This window comes from Sphingomonas cynarae (assembly GCF_039537815.1).
Lineage (GTDB): Bacteria > Pseudomonadota > Alphaproteobacteria > Sphingomonadales > Sphingomonadaceae > Sphingomonas > Sphingomonas cynarae.
Genome location: NZ_BAABBF010000005.1, coordinates 245,831 through 262,399, shown reverse-complemented (window position 1 = coordinate 262,399; position 16,569 = coordinate 245,831). Strand labels below are relative to the sequence as shown.

Annotated in this window: 20 protein-coding genes; 7 read left to right on the top strand and 13 right to left on the bottom strand. The window is 67.4% G+C overall.

What is annotated here, in order from left to right:
• Positions 1-159: 159 nt before the first annotated feature.
• From ABD719_RS12470 to serS, 3 genes are read right to left on the bottom strand one after another with little or no spacing between them, the layout of a single operon-like run.
• Positions 160-1,233 (bottom strand): peptidoglycan DD-metalloendopeptidase family protein, encoded by a 1,074-nt coding sequence (locus ABD719_RS12470; protein ID WP_344693708.1) that lies wholly within the window; start codon positions 1,231-1,233, stop codon positions 160-162.
• A gap of 1 nt (position 1,234) precedes the next feature.
• On the bottom strand, positions 1,235-1,999 hold the full coding sequence (surE, locus tag ABD719_RS12465) for a 5'/3'-nucleotidase SurE (RefSeq protein ID WP_344693707.1): 765 nt from the start codon (positions 1,997-1,999) through the stop codon (positions 1,235-1,237).
• Positions 1,999-3,279, bottom strand: coding sequence for a serine--tRNA ligase (gene serS / locus ABD719_RS12460; RefSeq protein WP_344693706.1), 1,281 nt, complete (start codon positions 3,277-3,279; stop codon positions 1,999-2,001). The genes surE and serS overlap by 1 nt, the downstream gene beginning before the upstream one ends.
• Positions 3,280-3,372: 93 nt before the next feature.
• On the opposite strand from serS, the gene ABD719_RS12455 reads away from it, so the two are divergent.
• From ABD719_RS12455 to ABD719_RS12445, 3 genes are all read left to right on the top strand, one after another.
• Positions 3,373-3,813 (top strand): host attachment family protein, encoded by a 441-nt coding sequence (locus ABD719_RS12455; protein ID WP_344693705.1) that lies wholly within the window; start codon positions 3,373-3,375, stop codon positions 3,811-3,813.
• A 207-nt stretch (positions 3,814-4,020) separates the two neighbouring features.
• The gene (gene dksA / locus ABD719_RS12450) at positions 4,021-4,479 is read left to right on the top strand and encodes an RNA polymerase-binding protein DksA (RefSeq protein WP_344693704.1); all 459 of its coding nucleotides are present in this window, start codon (positions 4,021-4,023) and stop codon (positions 4,477-4,479) included.
• A gap of 101 nt (positions 4,480-4,580) precedes the next feature.
• A complete protein-coding gene (locus ABD719_RS12445; protein WP_344693703.1) occupies positions 4,581-4,934 on the top strand; it encodes a PilZ domain-containing protein in 354 nt (117 codons plus the stop codon).
• 52 nt (positions 4,935-4,986) lie between these two features.
• Here the strand turns inward: ABD719_RS12445 and ABD719_RS12440 are convergent, their stop codons facing one another.
• Positions 4,987-5,196 (bottom strand): YdcH family protein, encoded by a 210-nt coding sequence (locus ABD719_RS12440; RefSeq protein WP_425567168.1) that lies wholly within the window; start codon positions 5,194-5,196, stop codon positions 4,987-4,989.
• 146 nt (positions 5,197-5,342) lie between these two features.
• On the opposite strand from ABD719_RS12440, the gene ABD719_RS12435 reads away from it, so the two are divergent.
• Both ABD719_RS12435 and ABD719_RS12430 read left to right on the top strand, forming a co-directional pair.
• Entirely contained in the window at positions 5,343-5,513 is a 171-nt protein-coding gene (locus tag ABD719_RS12435) for a DUF465 domain-containing protein (protein WP_199860468.1), read from the top strand.
• Positions 5,514-5,606: 93 nt separating this feature from the next.
• Complete coding sequence (locus tag ABD719_RS12430; protein WP_344693702.1) at positions 5,607-6,050, top strand: DUF1465 family protein; 444 nt, start codon at positions 5,607-5,609, stop codon at positions 6,048-6,050.
• An 18-nt stretch (positions 6,051-6,068) separates the two neighbouring features.
• Here ABD719_RS12430 and ABD719_RS12425 read toward each other — a convergent pair whose 3' ends face one another.
• The 3 genes from ABD719_RS12425 to ABD719_RS12415 are packed head-to-tail and all read right to left on the bottom strand — an operon-like array spanning position 6,069 to position 9,308.
• A complete protein-coding gene (locus ABD719_RS12425; RefSeq protein ID WP_344693701.1) occupies positions 6,069-7,028 on the bottom strand; it encodes an NAD(P)H-dependent flavin oxidoreductase in 960 nt (319 codons plus the stop codon).
• A 51-nt stretch (positions 7,029-7,079) separates the two neighbouring features.
• Positions 7,080-7,622 (bottom strand): 16S rRNA (guanine(966)-N(2))-methyltransferase RsmD, encoded by a 543-nt coding sequence (gene rsmD / locus ABD719_RS12420; protein ID WP_344693700.1) that lies wholly within the window; start codon positions 7,620-7,622, stop codon positions 7,080-7,082.
• Positions 7,623-7,625: 3 nt separating this feature from the next.
• Positions 7,626-9,308 (bottom strand): pseudouridine synthase, encoded by a 1,683-nt coding sequence (locus ABD719_RS12415; protein WP_344693699.1) that lies wholly within the window; start codon positions 9,306-9,308, stop codon positions 7,626-7,628.
• 102 nt (positions 9,309-9,410) lie between these two features.
• Between ABD719_RS12415 and ABD719_RS12410 the strand changes: the two genes are divergently transcribed.
• Together ABD719_RS12410 and ABD719_RS12405 are read left to right on the top strand one after the other, a co-directional pair.
• Entirely contained in the window at positions 9,411-9,833 is a 423-nt protein-coding gene (locus tag ABD719_RS12410) for a response regulator (RefSeq protein WP_344693698.1), read from the top strand.
• A gap of 55 nt (positions 9,834-9,888) precedes the next feature.
• Positions 9,889-11,223, top strand: coding sequence for an AmpG family muropeptide MFS transporter (locus tag ABD719_RS12405; protein ID WP_344693697.1), 1,335 nt, complete (start codon positions 9,889-9,891; stop codon positions 11,221-11,223).
• Here ABD719_RS12405 and ABD719_RS12400 read toward each other — a convergent pair.
• The 6 genes from ABD719_RS12400 to ABD719_RS12375 form a co-directional block, all read right to left on the bottom strand.
• Positions 11,220-11,639 carry a DUF6628 family protein gene (locus ABD719_RS12400; RefSeq protein WP_344693696.1) on the bottom strand — a complete coding sequence of 140 codons (420 nt, stop codon included), beginning with the start codon at positions 11,637-11,639 and terminating at the stop codon, positions 11,220-11,222. The genes ABD719_RS12405 and ABD719_RS12400 overlap by 4 nt on opposite strands.
• Before the next feature lie 61 nt (positions 11,640-11,700).
• On the bottom strand, positions 11,701-13,008 hold the full coding sequence (locus ABD719_RS12395; RefSeq protein WP_344693695.1) for a bifunctional folylpolyglutamate synthase/dihydrofolate synthase: 1,308 nt from the start codon (positions 13,006-13,008) through the stop codon (positions 11,701-11,703).
• 19 nt (positions 13,009-13,027) lie between these two features.
• Positions 13,028-13,891, bottom strand: a complete 864-nt coding sequence (gene accD, locus ABD719_RS12390; protein ID WP_344693694.1) for an acetyl-CoA carboxylase, carboxyltransferase subunit beta — start codon at positions 13,889-13,891, stop codon at positions 13,028-13,030.
• Positions 13,888-14,706, bottom strand: a complete 819-nt coding sequence (gene trpA / locus ABD719_RS12385) for a tryptophan synthase subunit alpha (protein ID WP_344693693.1) — start codon at positions 14,704-14,706, stop codon at positions 13,888-13,890. The genes accD and trpA overlap by 4 nt, the downstream gene beginning before the upstream one ends.
• Positions 14,703-15,938, bottom strand: a complete 1,236-nt coding sequence (trpB, locus tag ABD719_RS12380; protein WP_344693692.1) for a tryptophan synthase subunit beta — start codon at positions 15,936-15,938, stop codon at positions 14,703-14,705. The genes trpA and trpB overlap by 4 nt, the downstream gene beginning before the upstream one ends.
• The gene (locus tag ABD719_RS12375) at positions 15,935-16,561 is read right to left on the bottom strand and encodes a phosphoribosylanthranilate isomerase (RefSeq protein ID WP_344693691.1); all 627 of its coding nucleotides are present in this window, start codon (positions 16,559-16,561) and stop codon (positions 15,935-15,937) included. The genes trpB and ABD719_RS12375 overlap by 4 nt, the downstream gene beginning before the upstream one ends.
• Between the last annotated feature and the right edge of the window lie 8 nt (positions 16,562-16,569).

The window sequence follows — 16,569 nt, the reverse complement described above, 5'->3', positions numbered from 1 at the left end:
CACGGCTCCCGTCACTGTCCTACAGGCGCGTGTCGTGCCATGTAGACACATGACGGCGGGTGCCGTGCGTGGCGGGACGGAACGACCGCGCGGCGGACCCCCTGTAGGATGGGACTTTCGTGACTTTCCGGTGTGACTTTCCGCCGCCCCGGCCGCCCGTCAGCGTTGCGGCAACTGCGTCTGCGGATCGACCGGGGTCCGGCCCTTGCGCAGTTCGAAATGCAGTTCCGGCCGGTCGGCGAAGCCGGTATCGCCCGACAGCGCCACCGCCTGTCCGCGCTTCACACTCTGCCCCCGGCTGACCAGCAGGCGCGAGGCATGGCCATAGACGCTGGTCCAGCCGCCGCCATGCTTGACGATCACCAGGCCGCCCAGGGCTGCAATCCCGTCGCCGGCATAGGCGACGACGCCGTCCGCCACCGACCCCACCGAGGTACCGATCGGCACTGCGATCTTGATCCCGTCGTTGCGCTCGCCGCTGGCGCCCGGCCCGAACCGCTTCACCACGCGCCCCTGCACCGGCCACACGAAACCGCCGCCAGCCAGCCTTACCGGCGGCGCTACCGCCGCGCTCGACGGCAGTGGCCGGGTCGGGCGGGAGACCGGGCGGGTCGGGGCCTGATTCGCCGCCAGCGCCGGCTCGCCCCCGGTCAGGATGCTGTCCACGTCGAGCCGGAATGCCGCCGCCCGTTCCGCCGCACGACTGGGGCCGGCCGGCTCGTCGCCGGGGATCAGCACACGCTGTCCGGCATTCAACAGATAGGGTTCGGCCAGCGCGTTGGCGGTCACGATGCGCGGCCATGGCACGCCGTACGCGCGGGCGATGGCAATCCCGCTCTGGCCGGGGCGGACGAGGTGATAACGCCCGGCTGGCACCGTCAGCCGCTGCCCTACCCGGATCACATAAGGGGGGGCGATGCCGTTGGCCCGCGCGATCGCGTCGACGCTCGCACCGGTCCGGTCCGCCACCGCGCGCAATCCCTCGCCACGGCGAACGACGACGGTGGACTCGGCCACGTCCTGCGCGTCCGCCGCGACCGGGCGCGTCTCCCACGATGGCCGGGCGGGGCGGGGGGCAGGCACGTCGACCACACCGCGCGCGGGGCGATCATCGTCGATGGGGGCGGGCGGCTCCTGACCGGCAGGCCCCATGGGGCGGGGCGGCGGATCGACAGCGGGAATGCAGCCGGCCAGCGCCAGCGCCATCCCCACCCCGATCGCCGCTGCCCGCATCTTATCCGTAGGCCCGGGCCAGCATCGCCAGCGACGCCCCATGCGTCAGGTCGAGGTGAAGCGGCGTGACCGCGACATAGCCGTCCGATACCGCCGCCAGATCGGTGTCCGGTGCGGCCACCTGCTCCATCTGCCCCAGCGCGAACCAGTGATAGTCATAGCCGCGCGGATCGGTGTTGGTCACGATCCGCAGTCGACCGTAATCGCGCAGGCCCTGTGCCACCACCTTCACCCCCTTCACCCGATCCGCCGGCACGGCGGGGAAGTTGACGTTGACTAACGACCGTGGTGCCAGCGGCGCCTCGATCAAGGGGCGCAGCACCCGCTCGCCCCATGCCTCTGCGACCGAGAAAGGCACGGCATCGCCCATCCCCTCACGACTGTAGACCTGGCTGAGCGCGATCGAGCGGATGCCCGCTAATGCCCCTTCCATCGCGGCGGAGACGGTACCCGAATAGGTCACGTCCTCCGCCAGATTGGCGCCGCGGTTGACACCCGACAGGATCAGGTCGGGCGGCGTATCCTTCATGATCTTGGCGACCGCCATCATCACGGCGTCGGTCGGCGTGCCGGATACGGCAAAGCGCTTTTCCCCGAACCGGCGCAGGCGCAGCGGCCGGGTCAGCGTCAGCGAATGGCCCGCCCCCGACTGTTCCTCGGCTGGCGCGACGACCCAGACATCGTCGGAAAAGGCCGCCGCGATCCGCTCCGCCACCGTCAGGCCCGGCGCATGATAGCCATCGTCGTTGGTGACCAGGATACGCATCAGCGCGGCCGCTCCAGCATCGTCAGCCCGCCCAGATAGGGCTGGAGCACCGTCGGCACCGCGACCGACCCGTCCTCCTGCTGGTAATTCTCGATCACCGCCACCAGCGTGCGGCCGACCGCGAGGCCCGAGCCGTTCAGCGTATGCACGAACTGCGGCTTGCCGCCTTCCGCGCGGAACCGGGCATTCATCCGCCGCGCCTGGAAATCGGTGCAGGTCGAGCAGCTGGAAATCTCGCGATACCGGCCCTGACCCGGCAACCAAACTTCGAGATCATAGGTGCGCGCGGCGGAGAAGCCCATATCGCCGGTACACAGCAGCATCCGCCGATAGGGCAGGCCCAGCGCCTCCAGCGCGCCTTCGGCGGCACTGGTCATCCGCTCATGCTCGTCGTCGGAGGCGTCGGGGGTGACGATGGACACCATCTCGACCTTGTCGAACTGATGCTGGCGGATCAGCCCGCGCGTATCCCGCCCCGCCGCGCCGGCTTCCGACCGGAAACAGGGGGTCAGTGCGGCGAAACGCAGCGGCAATTCGCCCTCGGCCAGCACCCGCTCGCGCACGATGTTGGTCAGCGATACCTCGGCGGTCGGGATCAGCCAGCGGTCGTCGGTGGTGCGGAACAGATCCTCGGCGAATTTGGGCAACTGCCCGGTGCCGAACAACGCTTCCTCGCGAACCAGCACCGGCGGCGCGACTTCTTCATAGCCATAGTCCGCCACCAGCCGGTCGAGCATGAACTGGCCCAGCGCACGGTTCAGCCGGGCGACCGGGCCGCGCAGCATCGTGAACCGGGCGCCCGCGATCGCAATCCCCGTCTCGAAATCCATACCCAGCGCCGGGCCGATCGCGTCGTGCTCGCGAATGTCGGGAAAGCCGAAACTGGGTTTCTTGCCGCGTTCATGGACCAATCTGTTGTCGTCCTCGTCGGCCCCCTCGGGCACGTCATGGGCAGGCAGGTTCGGGATCGCGGCGAGTGCCGCATCCAGTTCCACCCCCATCGTCCGCTCATCCTGTTCCAGTTCCGGCAGCCTGGCTTTCAGGGCCGCCACCTCGGCCATCAACGCCGTGGCCCGTGCATCGTCCTTGGTAGCCTTGGCCTGGCCAATCTGCTTCGACAGGTCGTTGCGGCGGGTCTGTGCGTCCTGCGCGGCGGCGATCGTCGTGCGTCGACGTTCGTCCAGCGCGATCAGGTCGATGGATCGGGGGGGGAGCCCGCGCCGGGCGAGCCCGGCGTCGAAGGCTGCGGGATTCTCGCGGATCAGGCGGATGTCGTGCATGGCGACGGGCTATGACGACAGGGGCGGGGCGGCGCAACCCGTGCCGCGGGCGGCGCGTTATCCCGGGCGCAACCACCATGAAGGAGACACCCCTTGCAGCTTCCCCATGACGCCGTCGTCCTCGTCGCTGATGGTCGCAAGATGCTGTTCCTCCGCAACGAGGGGGATGCGCAAAATCCCAATCTGGTCGTCGAACATGCCGAGGAACAGACGAACCCTGCCGATCGCGAGCAGACGACGGACGACGCCGGACGTGCATCGTCCCCGCAAGGTGCCTCGCAGAGTTCGATGGGGCGGGCCGACGCACATCAGATCGAGGAGGATCGCTTCGCCGCCAGCGCGGCAGACCTGCTGAAGCGCCGTGCGCTTGGTAACGAATTCGAGCGCCTGATCGTGATCGCGCCACCGAAGACGCTCGGTGAACTGCGCAAGCATTATCACAAGGAAGTCAGCAACCGTATCACCGGCGAATTGGCGAAAGACCTGACCGGACATCCCGTACCTGATATCGAAAAGGCGATCGCCGACGCCTGATGGCATGGTTCCGTACCGTAACGGCGGCCGAAATTATCATGTGAAAAGCCCGACGTGATATTGGCGCAACATTCCATCCGAAACGGTACGGAACAGCAGGGCTGTCGCTTGTGACGCGGGTTTTGTGCATCTATAGGCCCAGCATCATAAGGGGGCGGCTCAGGCGATACGGAACCAACCGTGCCACCGGGCCCAAGGGAGAACGATATGGCGACGGTTCTTGATCGCGCAGACGTCCTTTCCACTGGCCGACGAGCGGCCAATGACGATGGCTATCGGCCGTCGCCCGATGAGCCGTTCATGAACCCGCGGCAGCAGACCTATTTTCGCAACAAGCTGATCGACTGGAAGGAAGCCATCCTGCTGGAAGCGCAGGGCACGCTGTCCCAGCTTCAGCTCGACTCGCTGCGCGAATCGGACCTGACCGATCGGGCGTCGAGCGAAACCGACTGGTCGATCGAGTTGCGCACCCGCGATCGCCAGCGCAAGCTCATCAGCAAGATCGACGCCGCGGTTCGCCGCATCGAAGAGGGCGAATACGGATATTGCGAAGTCAGCGGCGAGCCGATCAGCCTCGCCCGGCTGGAAGCGCGGCCCATCGCAACGATGACGGTCGAGGCGCAGGAACGCCACGAACGCCACGAAAAGATCTCGCGCGACGAATAGGGCCCGCCGCCCATATCCCTTAGGCTATGTTTCCGGTATGTTAAGGCTTTGACGCGATGTCGGGGCGCAGGGCATCGACCGCGGCAATGGCAGGAAACAGGATGGGCACGAATGGCTCGACGCGCGATGCGGGCAGGCGGACGGATCATATCCGCGTGGTGAACCCGGCCGATCAGCGTGCACATCACCGTAGCCCGGCGATGATGACCGCGTGGCTGCGCCTCGATGATGACGAAGAGGGCCCGCAGGAGGTTCGCATCCGTAATCTGTCCGATCGTGGGCTGATGGCGGAACCGGGCTATCCGGTGATGGCCGGTACCCGTGCGGTACTGACGCTGCCGGGGGTCGGTGAGGTCACGGGTCACGTCGCCTGGTATGCGGAGGGACGGATCGGTGTCGCACTGGACACGACGATCGATCCCGAACAGGTTCAGCGCGCGGTGGCCGGAGAATAGAATTCCTACCCGGAATACCGTCGCCCGTTACCGGGCGACGGCATGATGGATGCTACAGGCTGATGATCTCTTCCTTCAGCCGTAATTTCTGCTTCTTCAGTTCGGCGATCGTCGCGGTATCGGGGAGGGGACGGTTGGTTTCCTCGGCGATGCGCCGATCCAACGTGGCATGTTTCGCTTCCAGGGCGTGCTGGTGCGGTGTGGACTGCATGGGCAGATCTCCTTTCATGCTTTGGGACAGGAAGTAGAACACGCCGATCACCGATTGTCGCCCGGTTTTTCGTCGAACGCGATGCCCCGTGCCGTTTTCTCCGCGGGCCGTTTGCCCTCGCCCGTAGCCGCCCTTCTACGCTACAGGGGGCGGGATAGCGGAGGGCATCGGTGGACGAGGTACAGATCAGGGGACGGATGGATGCATTGCGGCAGGAGCATCGCGATCTGGACGCGGCGATCGCGGCACTGGCCGACCATGGCGTGCCCAACCAGTTGCAGCTCGCCCGCCTGAAGAAACGCAAGCTGCGGTTGCGCGACGAGATCGCGATGCTCGAAGACTATCTGCTGCCCGACATCATCGCCTGATCGTTAACGCGGCCGGGCGGATGCTCCGCTACGGGACAGGCGGGACGGCCGGGCCGGCTGGGCAGGGCGGCGACGCCATGCGACGAGATCGTCATGATTGAAACCGACGCTGCCCGTATCCGCCGCCCGCTGCTCTCCGCGCTCTATACCGATGCGATGCTGCTCGCCGACGATACGCGAGCCTGGATCGAGCATCCGGACGAACAGGGCGGCGACCGTCTCGATCCACTGGCAGGCATATTGCTGTCATGTGAGCAGTTGCGGATGACCACGCGACTCATGATCGTATTGGCATGGCTGCTGGCATGGCGTGCGGTCGACGCGGGAGAAATGGACGGAAAGGCGCAGCCACGACTGGAGGCGATGCCGCTGCCCGACATGGCGGCGCTCGCCAGTTTCCCCGATCAGGCGCGGGCGTTGATCGATGATGGTATGGCCCTCTATCGCCGGGCGGTATTCCTGGATGAAGCGATGGCGCAGCCCCCGGCCGTCAGCCCGGCACTGGCGATGCAGCGACGGCTGGCGGCCGCACTTTAAACGAACGGTCGCCTGCGATCAGCCGGTAAGACGCGTGCGCGCCGTATCATATTCGCGCGCGAACCGTTCGACCCGGCTTGCGACCGACTCCACCGCATCGATAGCGCCGATGCCCTGACCCGCGCCCCAGATGTCGCGCCATGCCTTGGGCTTGCTGCCGTTGCCGCCGCCGAAATCCATCGTCTTCAAATCGCCCTGCGGCAGATCGTCGGGGTCGAGCCCCGCGGCGACGATCGATGCGCGCAGATAATTGCCGTGCACGCCGGTGAACAGGTCGGAATAAACGATGTCGGCCGCCCGCGAATCGACCACCGCCTGTTTGTAGGCGGCGTCGGCATTCGCCTCGTCCGTCGCGATGAAGGGGGAGCCGATATAGGCGAAATCCGCCCCCATCGCCCGGGCCGCGAGGATCGCACCGCCTGTCGCGATCGCGCCGGACAGGGCGAGCGGTCCGTCGAACCATGCCCGTATCTCGGATATCAGCGCGAAGGGGGATTGGCGCCCGGCATGGCCACCGGCACCGGCGGCCACCGCGATCAGGCCGTCCGCCCCCTTTTCCACCGCCTTGCGGGCAAAACGGTCGTCGATCACGTCGTGCAGCGTGATTCCGCCCCAGCCATGGACGGCGGTGTTCAGGTCCTCGCGGGCCCCCAGTGACGTGATGACGATCGGTACCTGCCATTTTGCGCAAACCGCCATATCCGCCTCCAGCCGGTCGTTGGAGCGATGAACGATCTGATTGACCGCGAAAGGGGCGGCGGGACGATCGGGATGCGCGTGGTTATGTGCGGCCAGTTCCTCGGTGATGCGGTGCAGCCATTCGTCGAGCATCGCCGCCGGCCGGGCGTTGAGCGCCGGAAACGAGCCGACGATTCCCGCCTTGCACTGGGCGATCACCAGTTCCGGGCCGGAAATGATAAACAGCGGCGACCCGATGACGGGCAGGCGCAGACGATCGAAGATGGCGGGAATCGACATGGGACGAAGTTTGGCGGGGCAGGGCGACGCTGTCCAGCGCCGCCCTGCCGATCACGCAGCCGTCCGTCGCAGCAACGTCAGCCGCGCCTTGCCGTGGACGCGCGTGGCGTCGATCTCGAAGCCCGCGATCGTGACTTCCTCGGGCTTGGCCGTCTCGATGCTCACCCACGTCGCCGGGCCGATCCAGCCGAGCCGGGCCAGCTTGTCGATCGCGACCTCTCCCGCGCCGCTGCCATAGGGCGGATCGAGCATCATCACGTCGAGCGGCGCAGGCGCCGGCCCCAGCGCCATCACCGATGTCGCGCGCACATCCGCCCGCGTGCCGAGCCTGGCGAGGTTGGCCTTCAACGCATCGAGCGCCGCGCGCTCCTGCTCGACGAACAGGCATGTCGCCGCGCCGCGCGACAAGGCCTCGATCCCCAGCGCTCCCGATCCCGCGAACAGATCCGCCACCGACAGGCCGTCGAAACTGCCCAGCCGGCTGGTCAGCATCGAGAACAGCGCCTCGCGCGTGCGATCCGCGGTGGGGCGCGTCGCATCGCCCTTGGGGGCGACGAGCGGACGGCCCCGCCATTGTCCTGCGATCACCCGCATCGCTTAGCGCTTTCCCTTGGGGGCACGGGGCGGATGCCCGCGGCCGCCGGCCGGCCCCTTGGCCGATCCACCCTTGCCGGGCGGTTTGCCGCCGGGACGGGCGGCACCCGGCGTGCGGTTGGGGCCGGCACCGGCGCGGGCGGGCCCACGCGGCGATGCGCCGCTCCGGTCGTCGCGACCATAGGCCGGGGCGGCGCCGCGGGTCCGGTCACCCGTCGGGCGCGCCGGTGCGCCGTCATCGTCCCGGCGATCACGAAAGTTGCGCGATCGGTCGGCGCGCGGCGACGCACGATCACTCTGGGGCCGGGCATCGCCACCGGAGAATGCCCCCCGAAAGCCGTTACCGGCCGGGCGGCCGCCACTGGCCTGACGCGGACGATCGCTGCGACCACCGTCCTGACGAGGCGCATCGCCGGCTGGCCGGTCGGCACGAGGCGATGCCCGATCGATCTGGGGCCGAGGATTAGTACCCGAGGATGCACCGCGAAAGTCGCTACCGGTCGGACGTCCGCCGCCTGCCTGACGTTGTCGGTCGCTGCGGCCACCGCCCTGACGGGGTGCATCGGCGATCGGCCGGTCGGGGCGGGGCGATGCGTCCCGATAAGGCCGGTCGCTGCGGACATTGCCGGAGACATGGCCGGGGCGCGGTCCGGTAGCGCCCGTCTGATCCGGGCGTGGTCCATCGCCGCGCGGCCGGTCGCTGCGAAAACGGTCGGTCGGAGCAGGGGCAGCGTTCGCCGCCGGTCGGCTGGGCCGCGTCCGGCTCCCCCAGCCACCGCCAGCCGCAGCGGGCCGTGCCGACGCGGTCGGTGCGGGTCGGGGCCGTCTTGCCTCTTCCACCGGACGTGCCGCCGGGGGTGGCGGCGCGGCGGGGATGGGGGCGGGGGCCGTAGCCTTGCCGCGGGCTTCCACTTCGACATTGGCCATCGGCTCGCGTGCGCGGCGGGGGCTGTCGAGCGTGCGGCGGAAGGCGCCGATATCCGCCCCGCGTACCTCGCCGACCTCGCCCGGCATCAGATCACCCAGCACGAACGGGCCATAGCGGGTCCGGATCAACCGGCTGACCTGCAGTCCGAGATGTTCCAGTACACGGCGTACCTCGCGGTTCTTGCCTTCGGTCAGCGTCATTTCGATCCAGACGTTCGCACCGGTGCGGCGTTCCAGATTGGCGTCGATCGGGCCGTAGCGCATCCCCTCGATCTCGATCCCCTCGATCAGGTCTTCCAGCTGGGCCTGCGTCACATCGCCGTAAGCGCGGGCCCGGTAGGTACGCTCCACGCCGGTGGCGGGCAGTTCGAGCTGACGCTTGAAGCCGCCATCGGTGGTCAGCAGCAACAGGCCTTCGGTATTGAGATCGAGTCGGCCGACCGGCACCACCCGCGGCAGGTCGCGCGGCAGGTGATCGTAGATGATCGGGCGGCCCGCCGGGTCATGCTCGGTCACCAGCAGGCCGGGGGGCTTGTGATACAGGAACAGCTGCGCGGGTGGCGGTGCGGCGACGGCGTGGCCGTCGACGGTGACGCCGTCCAGCGTGATCAGCACCGTGGCGGGCGTATCGAGGGTGACGCCGTTCAGCGCGATGCGCCCCTCGGCGATCATCCGTTCGATATCGCGGCGCGAGGCGATACCTGCGCGGGCGAGGAGTTTGGCGATGCGATCGCCCTTCGGGGGCTCTTGGTCGGTCATGACGCGGCGAATACAGCGTCTGACGGGATCGGGCGAAAAATCTTTGCGACCCTTGGCCCCGGTGCGCGTTATGTTCGGGTTGCGTAACAAAGGGCGGGCGCCATGCTGTTCGGGAAGAAAAAGCGGCAGATCGTCCGGTTGCTGCTGGTCGAGGACGAGCCGCTGGTCGCGTTCGACAATGAGCACGTCCTGACGGAGGCCGATTACACCGTGGTGGCCACCGTCGACCGGGTCAGCGACGCGATCGACATATTGGCGGAAGGCGGGGTCGATCTGGTACTGGTCGACGTCAATCTGGCCGATGGATCGGGGGTGGACGTGGCGCGAGCCGCGCATGCACGCGCGGTCCCGGTGATGTTCGTCACCGGCGCCTGCCCGCCCGAAGCGATCGAACTGGCTGCGGGATGCCTGTCCAAACCATATAACCCGCGCACGCTGCTCGCTGCGATCGGCGCGATCGAGTCGGGATTGCAGGGCAATCCCCCCAAACGTCTGCCACCTGGCTTTCGCCTGTTCGCCGTGTGATCGCTTCCCTCGCCGTCCCGGGACTGTATGGTCCGGCGGCGAGCGAGGAGCGGGAATGAACGACACGGTACGGCAGGCGAAGTGGTGGGACGGGGTTCGCCCCTATGTCGAGAAGCAGCCGCTGGCCGCGCTGGCGCTGGGCATATCGTCGGGCTTCCCCTACGCCATGATCGGCGCAACACTGACGACCCGGCTGGCGCAGGACGGGATCGACAAGAAAACGGTCACCGCGTTCAGTCTCGCCTTTCTCGTCTACAATCTGAAGTTCCTGTGGGCGTGGGTGGTCGATGGCGTGAAGCTGCCGCTGATCGGCCGGCTGGGTCAGCGCGTGTCGTGGCTGATCGTCGCCGGCGTGCTGGTGATCGCCGCCGTGGTCAATCTGGCGCTGGTCGACCCTGCCGCCAGCATCGCGGCGGCGGCCACCGCCGCCATTCTGGTCGGCGCGGCCGGCGCAACGTTCGATATCGTCATCGACGCCTATCGGATCGAGATACTGGAGCCGCGCCAGCTGGGCATCGGATCGGGGATGAGCCAATATGGCTGGCGGATCGGTTCCGCCGGCGCGGGCGCGTTGGCGCTAGTGATCGCCGCGCGGGCGGGGTGGAGCGCGGGATACCTCGCTTGCGCGACCTTCGCGCTGCCGGCGATGCTGGCGGGACTGGCACTGGGCGAACCGCCACGGCGGCGCAAGCCGGTGGCGCGGCGTGGATTTGCCGATGGTCTGCAAGCGATCTGGGGTCCGTTCGTCCAGTTCTTCACGCGGGAGGGGGCGTTGCTCGTCCTGCTGTTCATCCTGATCCACAAGATCGGTGATACGCTCGCCAATCTGACGCTGCGGTTGCTGTTCGACGATCTTGGTTTCACCGGAGACGAAATCGCTTTCTATGACGTCGGGATCGGCTTCTTCGCCTATCTGATCGGTATTTTCATCGGCGGGGTCCTGTACGTGCGGATGGGGATGAAGCGATCGGTGCTGCTGGCACTGATCCTGATGGCGGTATCGAATCTGTCCTTCGCGGCGCTGGCGGCGGCGGGGCACAGCAATTGGGGCATGGCAGGCGCGATCGGCTTCGAGAACGCGGCTAGCGGGTTCGGCGGTGTCGTCGTGATCGCCTATTTCTCGGCGCTGTGCGACCTGCGCTTCACCGCCGCACAATTCGCGCTGATCTCTGCGGCGGCAAGCATCGTCGGGCGGATCGTGACGGGTACGACCGCCGGCGCGCTGATCGAACGCTTTGGCTATGTCGATTTCTATCTGCTCACCACCGCACTGGCCTTGCCGGGCGTCGCGCTGTTCTGGTGGATGAGCCGGTCGGGAATGATCGATCGTTCGATCGGCAGTGCGGGCGTTGCCGAGGAAGGCGACGCCCGCACCGGAGACGCTACCTAGCCAGCGACCGGCCGGCCCTCGTCAGCGAAGGCGGTCGCCACCGCCCCTGCCGCCATCAGGACGTTCTCGACCCGGCGCACGCCGAGCAGGTCGGCGGTCAGCAGGCGGGCGGTGTCGGGCGCGGATTCGACCCGTGCGACAATTGCAACCAAGGCCGCCTCGGCCGGCGTCATCCGCGCGCAACAGCATGGCGCAATGGCGATCGTACCGGCGGCGGACGAGGCAAGTTCCGCCATCAGTGCGCGCATCAGCACCAGCGGTCGGCGAAACCCCTGTCCGAATGCAGTAAACATCACATGCGCCGCACGGGCATCGGCCAGCCCATTGGCACCCATCCGCCGCATCGCGAACAGCACGATGCGCGCATTGGCGCAGGCCGGCAGGCTGTGGGGCAGGATCGTCATCGTTTCGGTCATCACGCGGCTCCGCTCGGGAATGACCCAAACTCGCGCGGTAGTTATTGCAAGTCAATAGCAACTAGATCGGTGGTTCATCATTGGCGGCCAGCGCGGTGCCGGCAAGGTAAAGCGAACCCGCGATCATCACCACACCCGGCATTCCGACCCGCGCAATCGCGGCCTCGATCGAAGCGGCCGATTGCGAATCGATCCCGAAAAAGGCGGCACGCCCGGCCAGATCGGCGGGGGCATGGTGCTCGTGGCCCGGAACCGGCACGGCGATCAGCCGGGTCGTTGAAGGGGCAAGCAACCGCAGTACGCCATCGGCATCCTTGTTGGCGAGCATCCCCAGGATCACGGTCACCGGCCGACCCCGCGCGATACGCCGCAATGCCTTGGCGACCGGGGCGGCAGCGGAGGGGTTATGCGCGCCGTCCAGCCACAATTCGCTTCCCGTCGGCAACCGATCGGTAAGCGGGCCCGCATCCAGCCGCTGCATCCGCGCTGGCCAGTGGGCCCAGTCGGCGGCGGCACGCATCGCGGTCTCTGGCACAGTGACTGCGCCCTGATGGCGCAACATCGCGATCGCCAGCGCCAGATTGCGCGACTGGTGCGCGCCCACAAGGCGTGGGCGATGCGTCACCACCGAGAAACCGGGGTCGCGATATCGCATCGTCGTCCGTGCGATCTTGCTGTACCAGTCGCGGCCACGGGCGATCACCGGCGCGCCCGCCGCATCGGCGACTTGCGCAATCCGGCCACGCAGGGGGGCGGCATAATCCATGGTGACGAGCGGGATGCCGCGCTTGGCGATACCCGCTTTCTCACCCGCGATCGTGGCCGCGCCGCGCCCCAGAAACGCCTCGTGGTCGATACCCAGTGCGGCGATACCGGTGACGGCGGGATCGGCGATGACGTTGGTCGCATCCAGCCGACCACCCAGACCGACCTCCACGATCGTCGCGGCGGCGGGCGTGCGGGCGAAGGCGAGGAACGCCGCGGCGGTCGTCACCTCGAAGAAGCTGGGATGGATATCTTCCGCGACCTTCAGCACCTCGGCGAGCAGACCGGCCAGCGCCTCGTCCTCGACCAGCGAGCCGGTCAGCCGGATACGCTCGTTGAACCGCACCAGATGAGGGCTGGAATAAACATGGACGGATAGCCCCGCCGCCTCGATCGCGGCGCGCAGAAAGGCGCAGGTCGACCCCTTGCCGTTGGTGCCGGCCACATGGAAGACGGGCGGTAGCGAGCGGTGCGGATCACCCAGCCGCGCCAGCAACGCCGTGATCCGCTCCAGCCCCAAGACGTCGGCACCGGGCGACAACCGTGCCAAACGGTCAAGCTGCGCCTGGACGGCGGGATGGGAAGAGATCGCGTGATCGGCCATGGCAGGGACGCGGGGCGGATCAGGCCGCTGCCGCGTCCCGATTGCCGCACAGATATCCGATCACCTGTGCCAGCCGTTCACGCAGATCGCGGCGATGCACGACCATATCGAGCATCCCGTGCGCCAGCAGATATTCCGCCCGCTGAAATCCTTCGGGAAGCTTTTCGCGGATCGTACTTTCGATCACGCGCTGGCCTGCGAACCCGATCAGCGCGTTGGGCTCGGCGATCTGCACATCGCCCAGCATCGCATAGCTGGCAGTGACACCACCAGTGGTCGGATCGGTCAGCACGACGATATAAGGCAGGCCGGCATCGTGCAGCATCTGGATCGCGACGGTGCTGCGCGGCATCTGCATCAGGCTGAGGATACCTTCCTGCATCCGCGCACCGCCGGCGGCGGTGAAGATCAGATAGGGGCAGCGATCCGCGATCGCATTCTCGACGCCACGGACGAACGCCTCGCCTACGGCCAGTCCCATCGACCCGCCCATGAAGGCGAAGTCTTGCACGCCCATCACCACCCGGTGCCCTAGGATCGTGCCGCGCGCGTTCAACAGCGCATCGGCCTCGTTGGTGGCAGTGCGCGCCGCCTTGATCCGGTCGACATATTTCTTCGAATCACGGAATTTCAGCGGGTCTTCGGGCACCTTGGGGCTGGGCAGCTCGGCATAGCTGCCCTGATCGAGAATCTGCCCGAACCGGATCTTCGGCCCGATCCGTTCGTGATGCTCACACCGCGGGCAGACGTGAAGGTTCTCCTCCAGTTCCTTGGTGAAAACCATCTGGCCGCAGCCCTTGCACTTGTGCCAGAGATTTTCCTCGGGCTGCTCCTTCTTGGATTTGAAGGCGAGGGCATTGCGGACATTGTTCAGCCAGCTCATCGGCCGGATTCCTCGTTGACGGGATGACGCGCGGAGGCGACCGCCTCTGCCAGCGTCCGGATATAGGCGGTGACCGGGCCGGGCGCATCGGCACCGTGCTCTGCCACCACCTCGACGATTGCGGAGCCGACGACGACCGCATCGGCGACACGGGCGACGGCGGCGGCCTGATCGGGCGTGCGGATGCCGAAGCCGACCGCGACGGGCAGGTCGGTCGCCGCCTTCAGCCGGGCGACCGCCTGCTCGATCGATCCGGCCACCGCCTGTTGAAGGCCGGTGATTCCCGCGACCGAGACGTAGTAGAGAAAGCCGCCCGCGCCATTCAGCACCTGCGGCAGGCGCGCGGCATCGGTAGTGGGAGTGGCGAGCCGGATGGGTGCGATGCCGTGCGCGCGTAGATCGGGGCCGAGCGCGTCGTCTTCCTCGGGCGGGATGTCAACGCAGATCACGCCATCGACGCCCGCCTCGGCGATCGCCTGCGCGAACCAGGCCGATCCACGCCGCAGCATCGGATTGGCATAGCCCATCAGCACCAGGGGAACGTCGGGATGACGCTGCCGAAAACCCCTCGCGATCGCCAGAATGTCGGCGGTACGGGTACCGGCGGCAAGGCTGCGGATATTGGCGTTCTGGATGGCGGGGCCGTCCGCCATCGGATCGGTGAAGGGCATACCCAGCTCGATCACATCCGCCCCGCCCGCAACGATCGCATCGAGGATCGCGGGCGTCGCCGCCGGGGTGGGATCGCCCGCCGTGACGAAGGCGATCAGCGCAGGCCGGTCATGCCCGAACGCGGCACTCAGCCTAGCGGTCATATCGCCACCCCCAGTGCGGAGGCGACGGTGAAGATATCCTTGTCGCCGCGACCGCACAGATTGGCGAGGATGATGGCGTCGGCCGGCATCGTCCGCGCGCGGTGGGCGACGGCGGCAATGGCATGGGCCGGCTCCAGAGCGGGAATGATGCCCTCGGTACGGCACAGCAGCTGGAACGCATCCAGCGCCTCGACATCGGTGGCGTTGGCATATTCGACCCGGCCGATATCGCGCAGCCACGCATGTTCGGGGCCGATACCGGGATAATCCAGCCCGGCGGAGATCGAATGACCCTCGGCGATCTGGCCGTCCTCGTCCTGCAGCAGATAGGTCTTGTTGCCGTGAAGCACCCCGGGGAAACCACCGGCCAGGCTGGCGGCATGTTCGCTGCCTTCCAACCCGTGGCCTGCCGCCTCGACGCCGAGCATCGCCACCTCCTTGTCGTCGAGAAAGGGATGGAACAGTCCGATCGCATTCGATCCGCCGCCGATCGCGGCGACCAGCAGATCGGGCAGGCGGCCGGTGCGACTGAGCATCTGCGCGCGCGCTTCACGCCCGATGATGCTCTGGAAATCACGGACCATCTCGGGATAGGGATGTGGGCCAGCGGCGGTGCCGATGATGTAGAAGGTGTCGTGGACGTTCGCGACCCAGTCGCGCAGGCCCTCGTTCATCGCATCCGACAGCGTCTTCGCGCCTGAGGTGACGGGCCGGACTTCCGCACCGAGCAGTTTCATGCGGAACACGTTGGGCTGCTGCCGCTCGACGTCCTTGGCACCCATATAGATCACGCAGGGCAGGCCAAAGCGTGCGCAGACCGCGGCGGTGGCGACGCCGTGCTGGCCTGCGCCCGTCTCTGCGATGATCCGGGTCTTGCCCATGCGGATCGCGAGCAGAATCTGGCCGATGCAGTTGTTGATCTTGTGCGCGCCGGTATGGTTCAGTTCGTCGCGCTTGAACCAGACCTGTGCGCCCATCCCCTGGTCCGCACCGGTACGCAGCGCCTCGCTCAGTCGTTCGGCGTGATAGAGCGGGCTGGGACGGCCGACATAATGCTCCATCAGGTCGTCGAACTGCGCCTGAAACGCAGGATCGGCCTTGGCGGCGCGATATTCGCGTTCGAGTTCGAGGATCAGCGGCATCAGGGTCTCGGCGACGTAGCGGCCGCCGAACTGGCCGAAATGCCCACGATCGTCGGGCTGGGCGCGAAAGCTGTTGGGGACGGTGTTCATGACCCGGCGGCCTTAAGGAATGCGGCGATCTTGTCCACATCCTTGACGCCAGGGGCGCTTTCCACGCCCGACGACACGTCGACCAGGGGAGCGCCGGTACGGGCGATGGCGTCGGCGACATTGGCGGAATCGAGCCCGCCGGACAGCGCCCATGGCAGCGGGTGCCGGAAGCCATCGAGCAGCGACCAGTCGAACCGCAATCCCATGCCCCCGGGCAGGGTCGCGCCGGGCGGGGTCTTCGCATCGTAGAGCAGGCGATCGGCCGCGCCGACATGGCCGGCGGCCTCCGCCAGATCGGCCTGCGTTCGAACCGCGATCGCCACCCAGGTTTCGCGTCCGAAGCGGGTGCGGATGTCGGCCGCACGCGCGGCGGTCACCTTGTGCACCTGCACGACATCGACCAGCGCAACGGTACGCTGTAGTAGTTCCTCGTCCGGATCAACATAGACTCCGACGCGGGCGATCGACCCGGGCACGCGCGCCGACAACCCGGCGGCGGTGTCGCGTTCGAGGTGCCGGGGGGAGGGAGGGAAAAACACGAAGCCGACATGGCTCGCGCCATGGCGCAACGCCGCGTCGAGCGTGGCGGGGGTGGTCAGTCCGCAAATCTTGGCAAGGGTCATGACGGGCG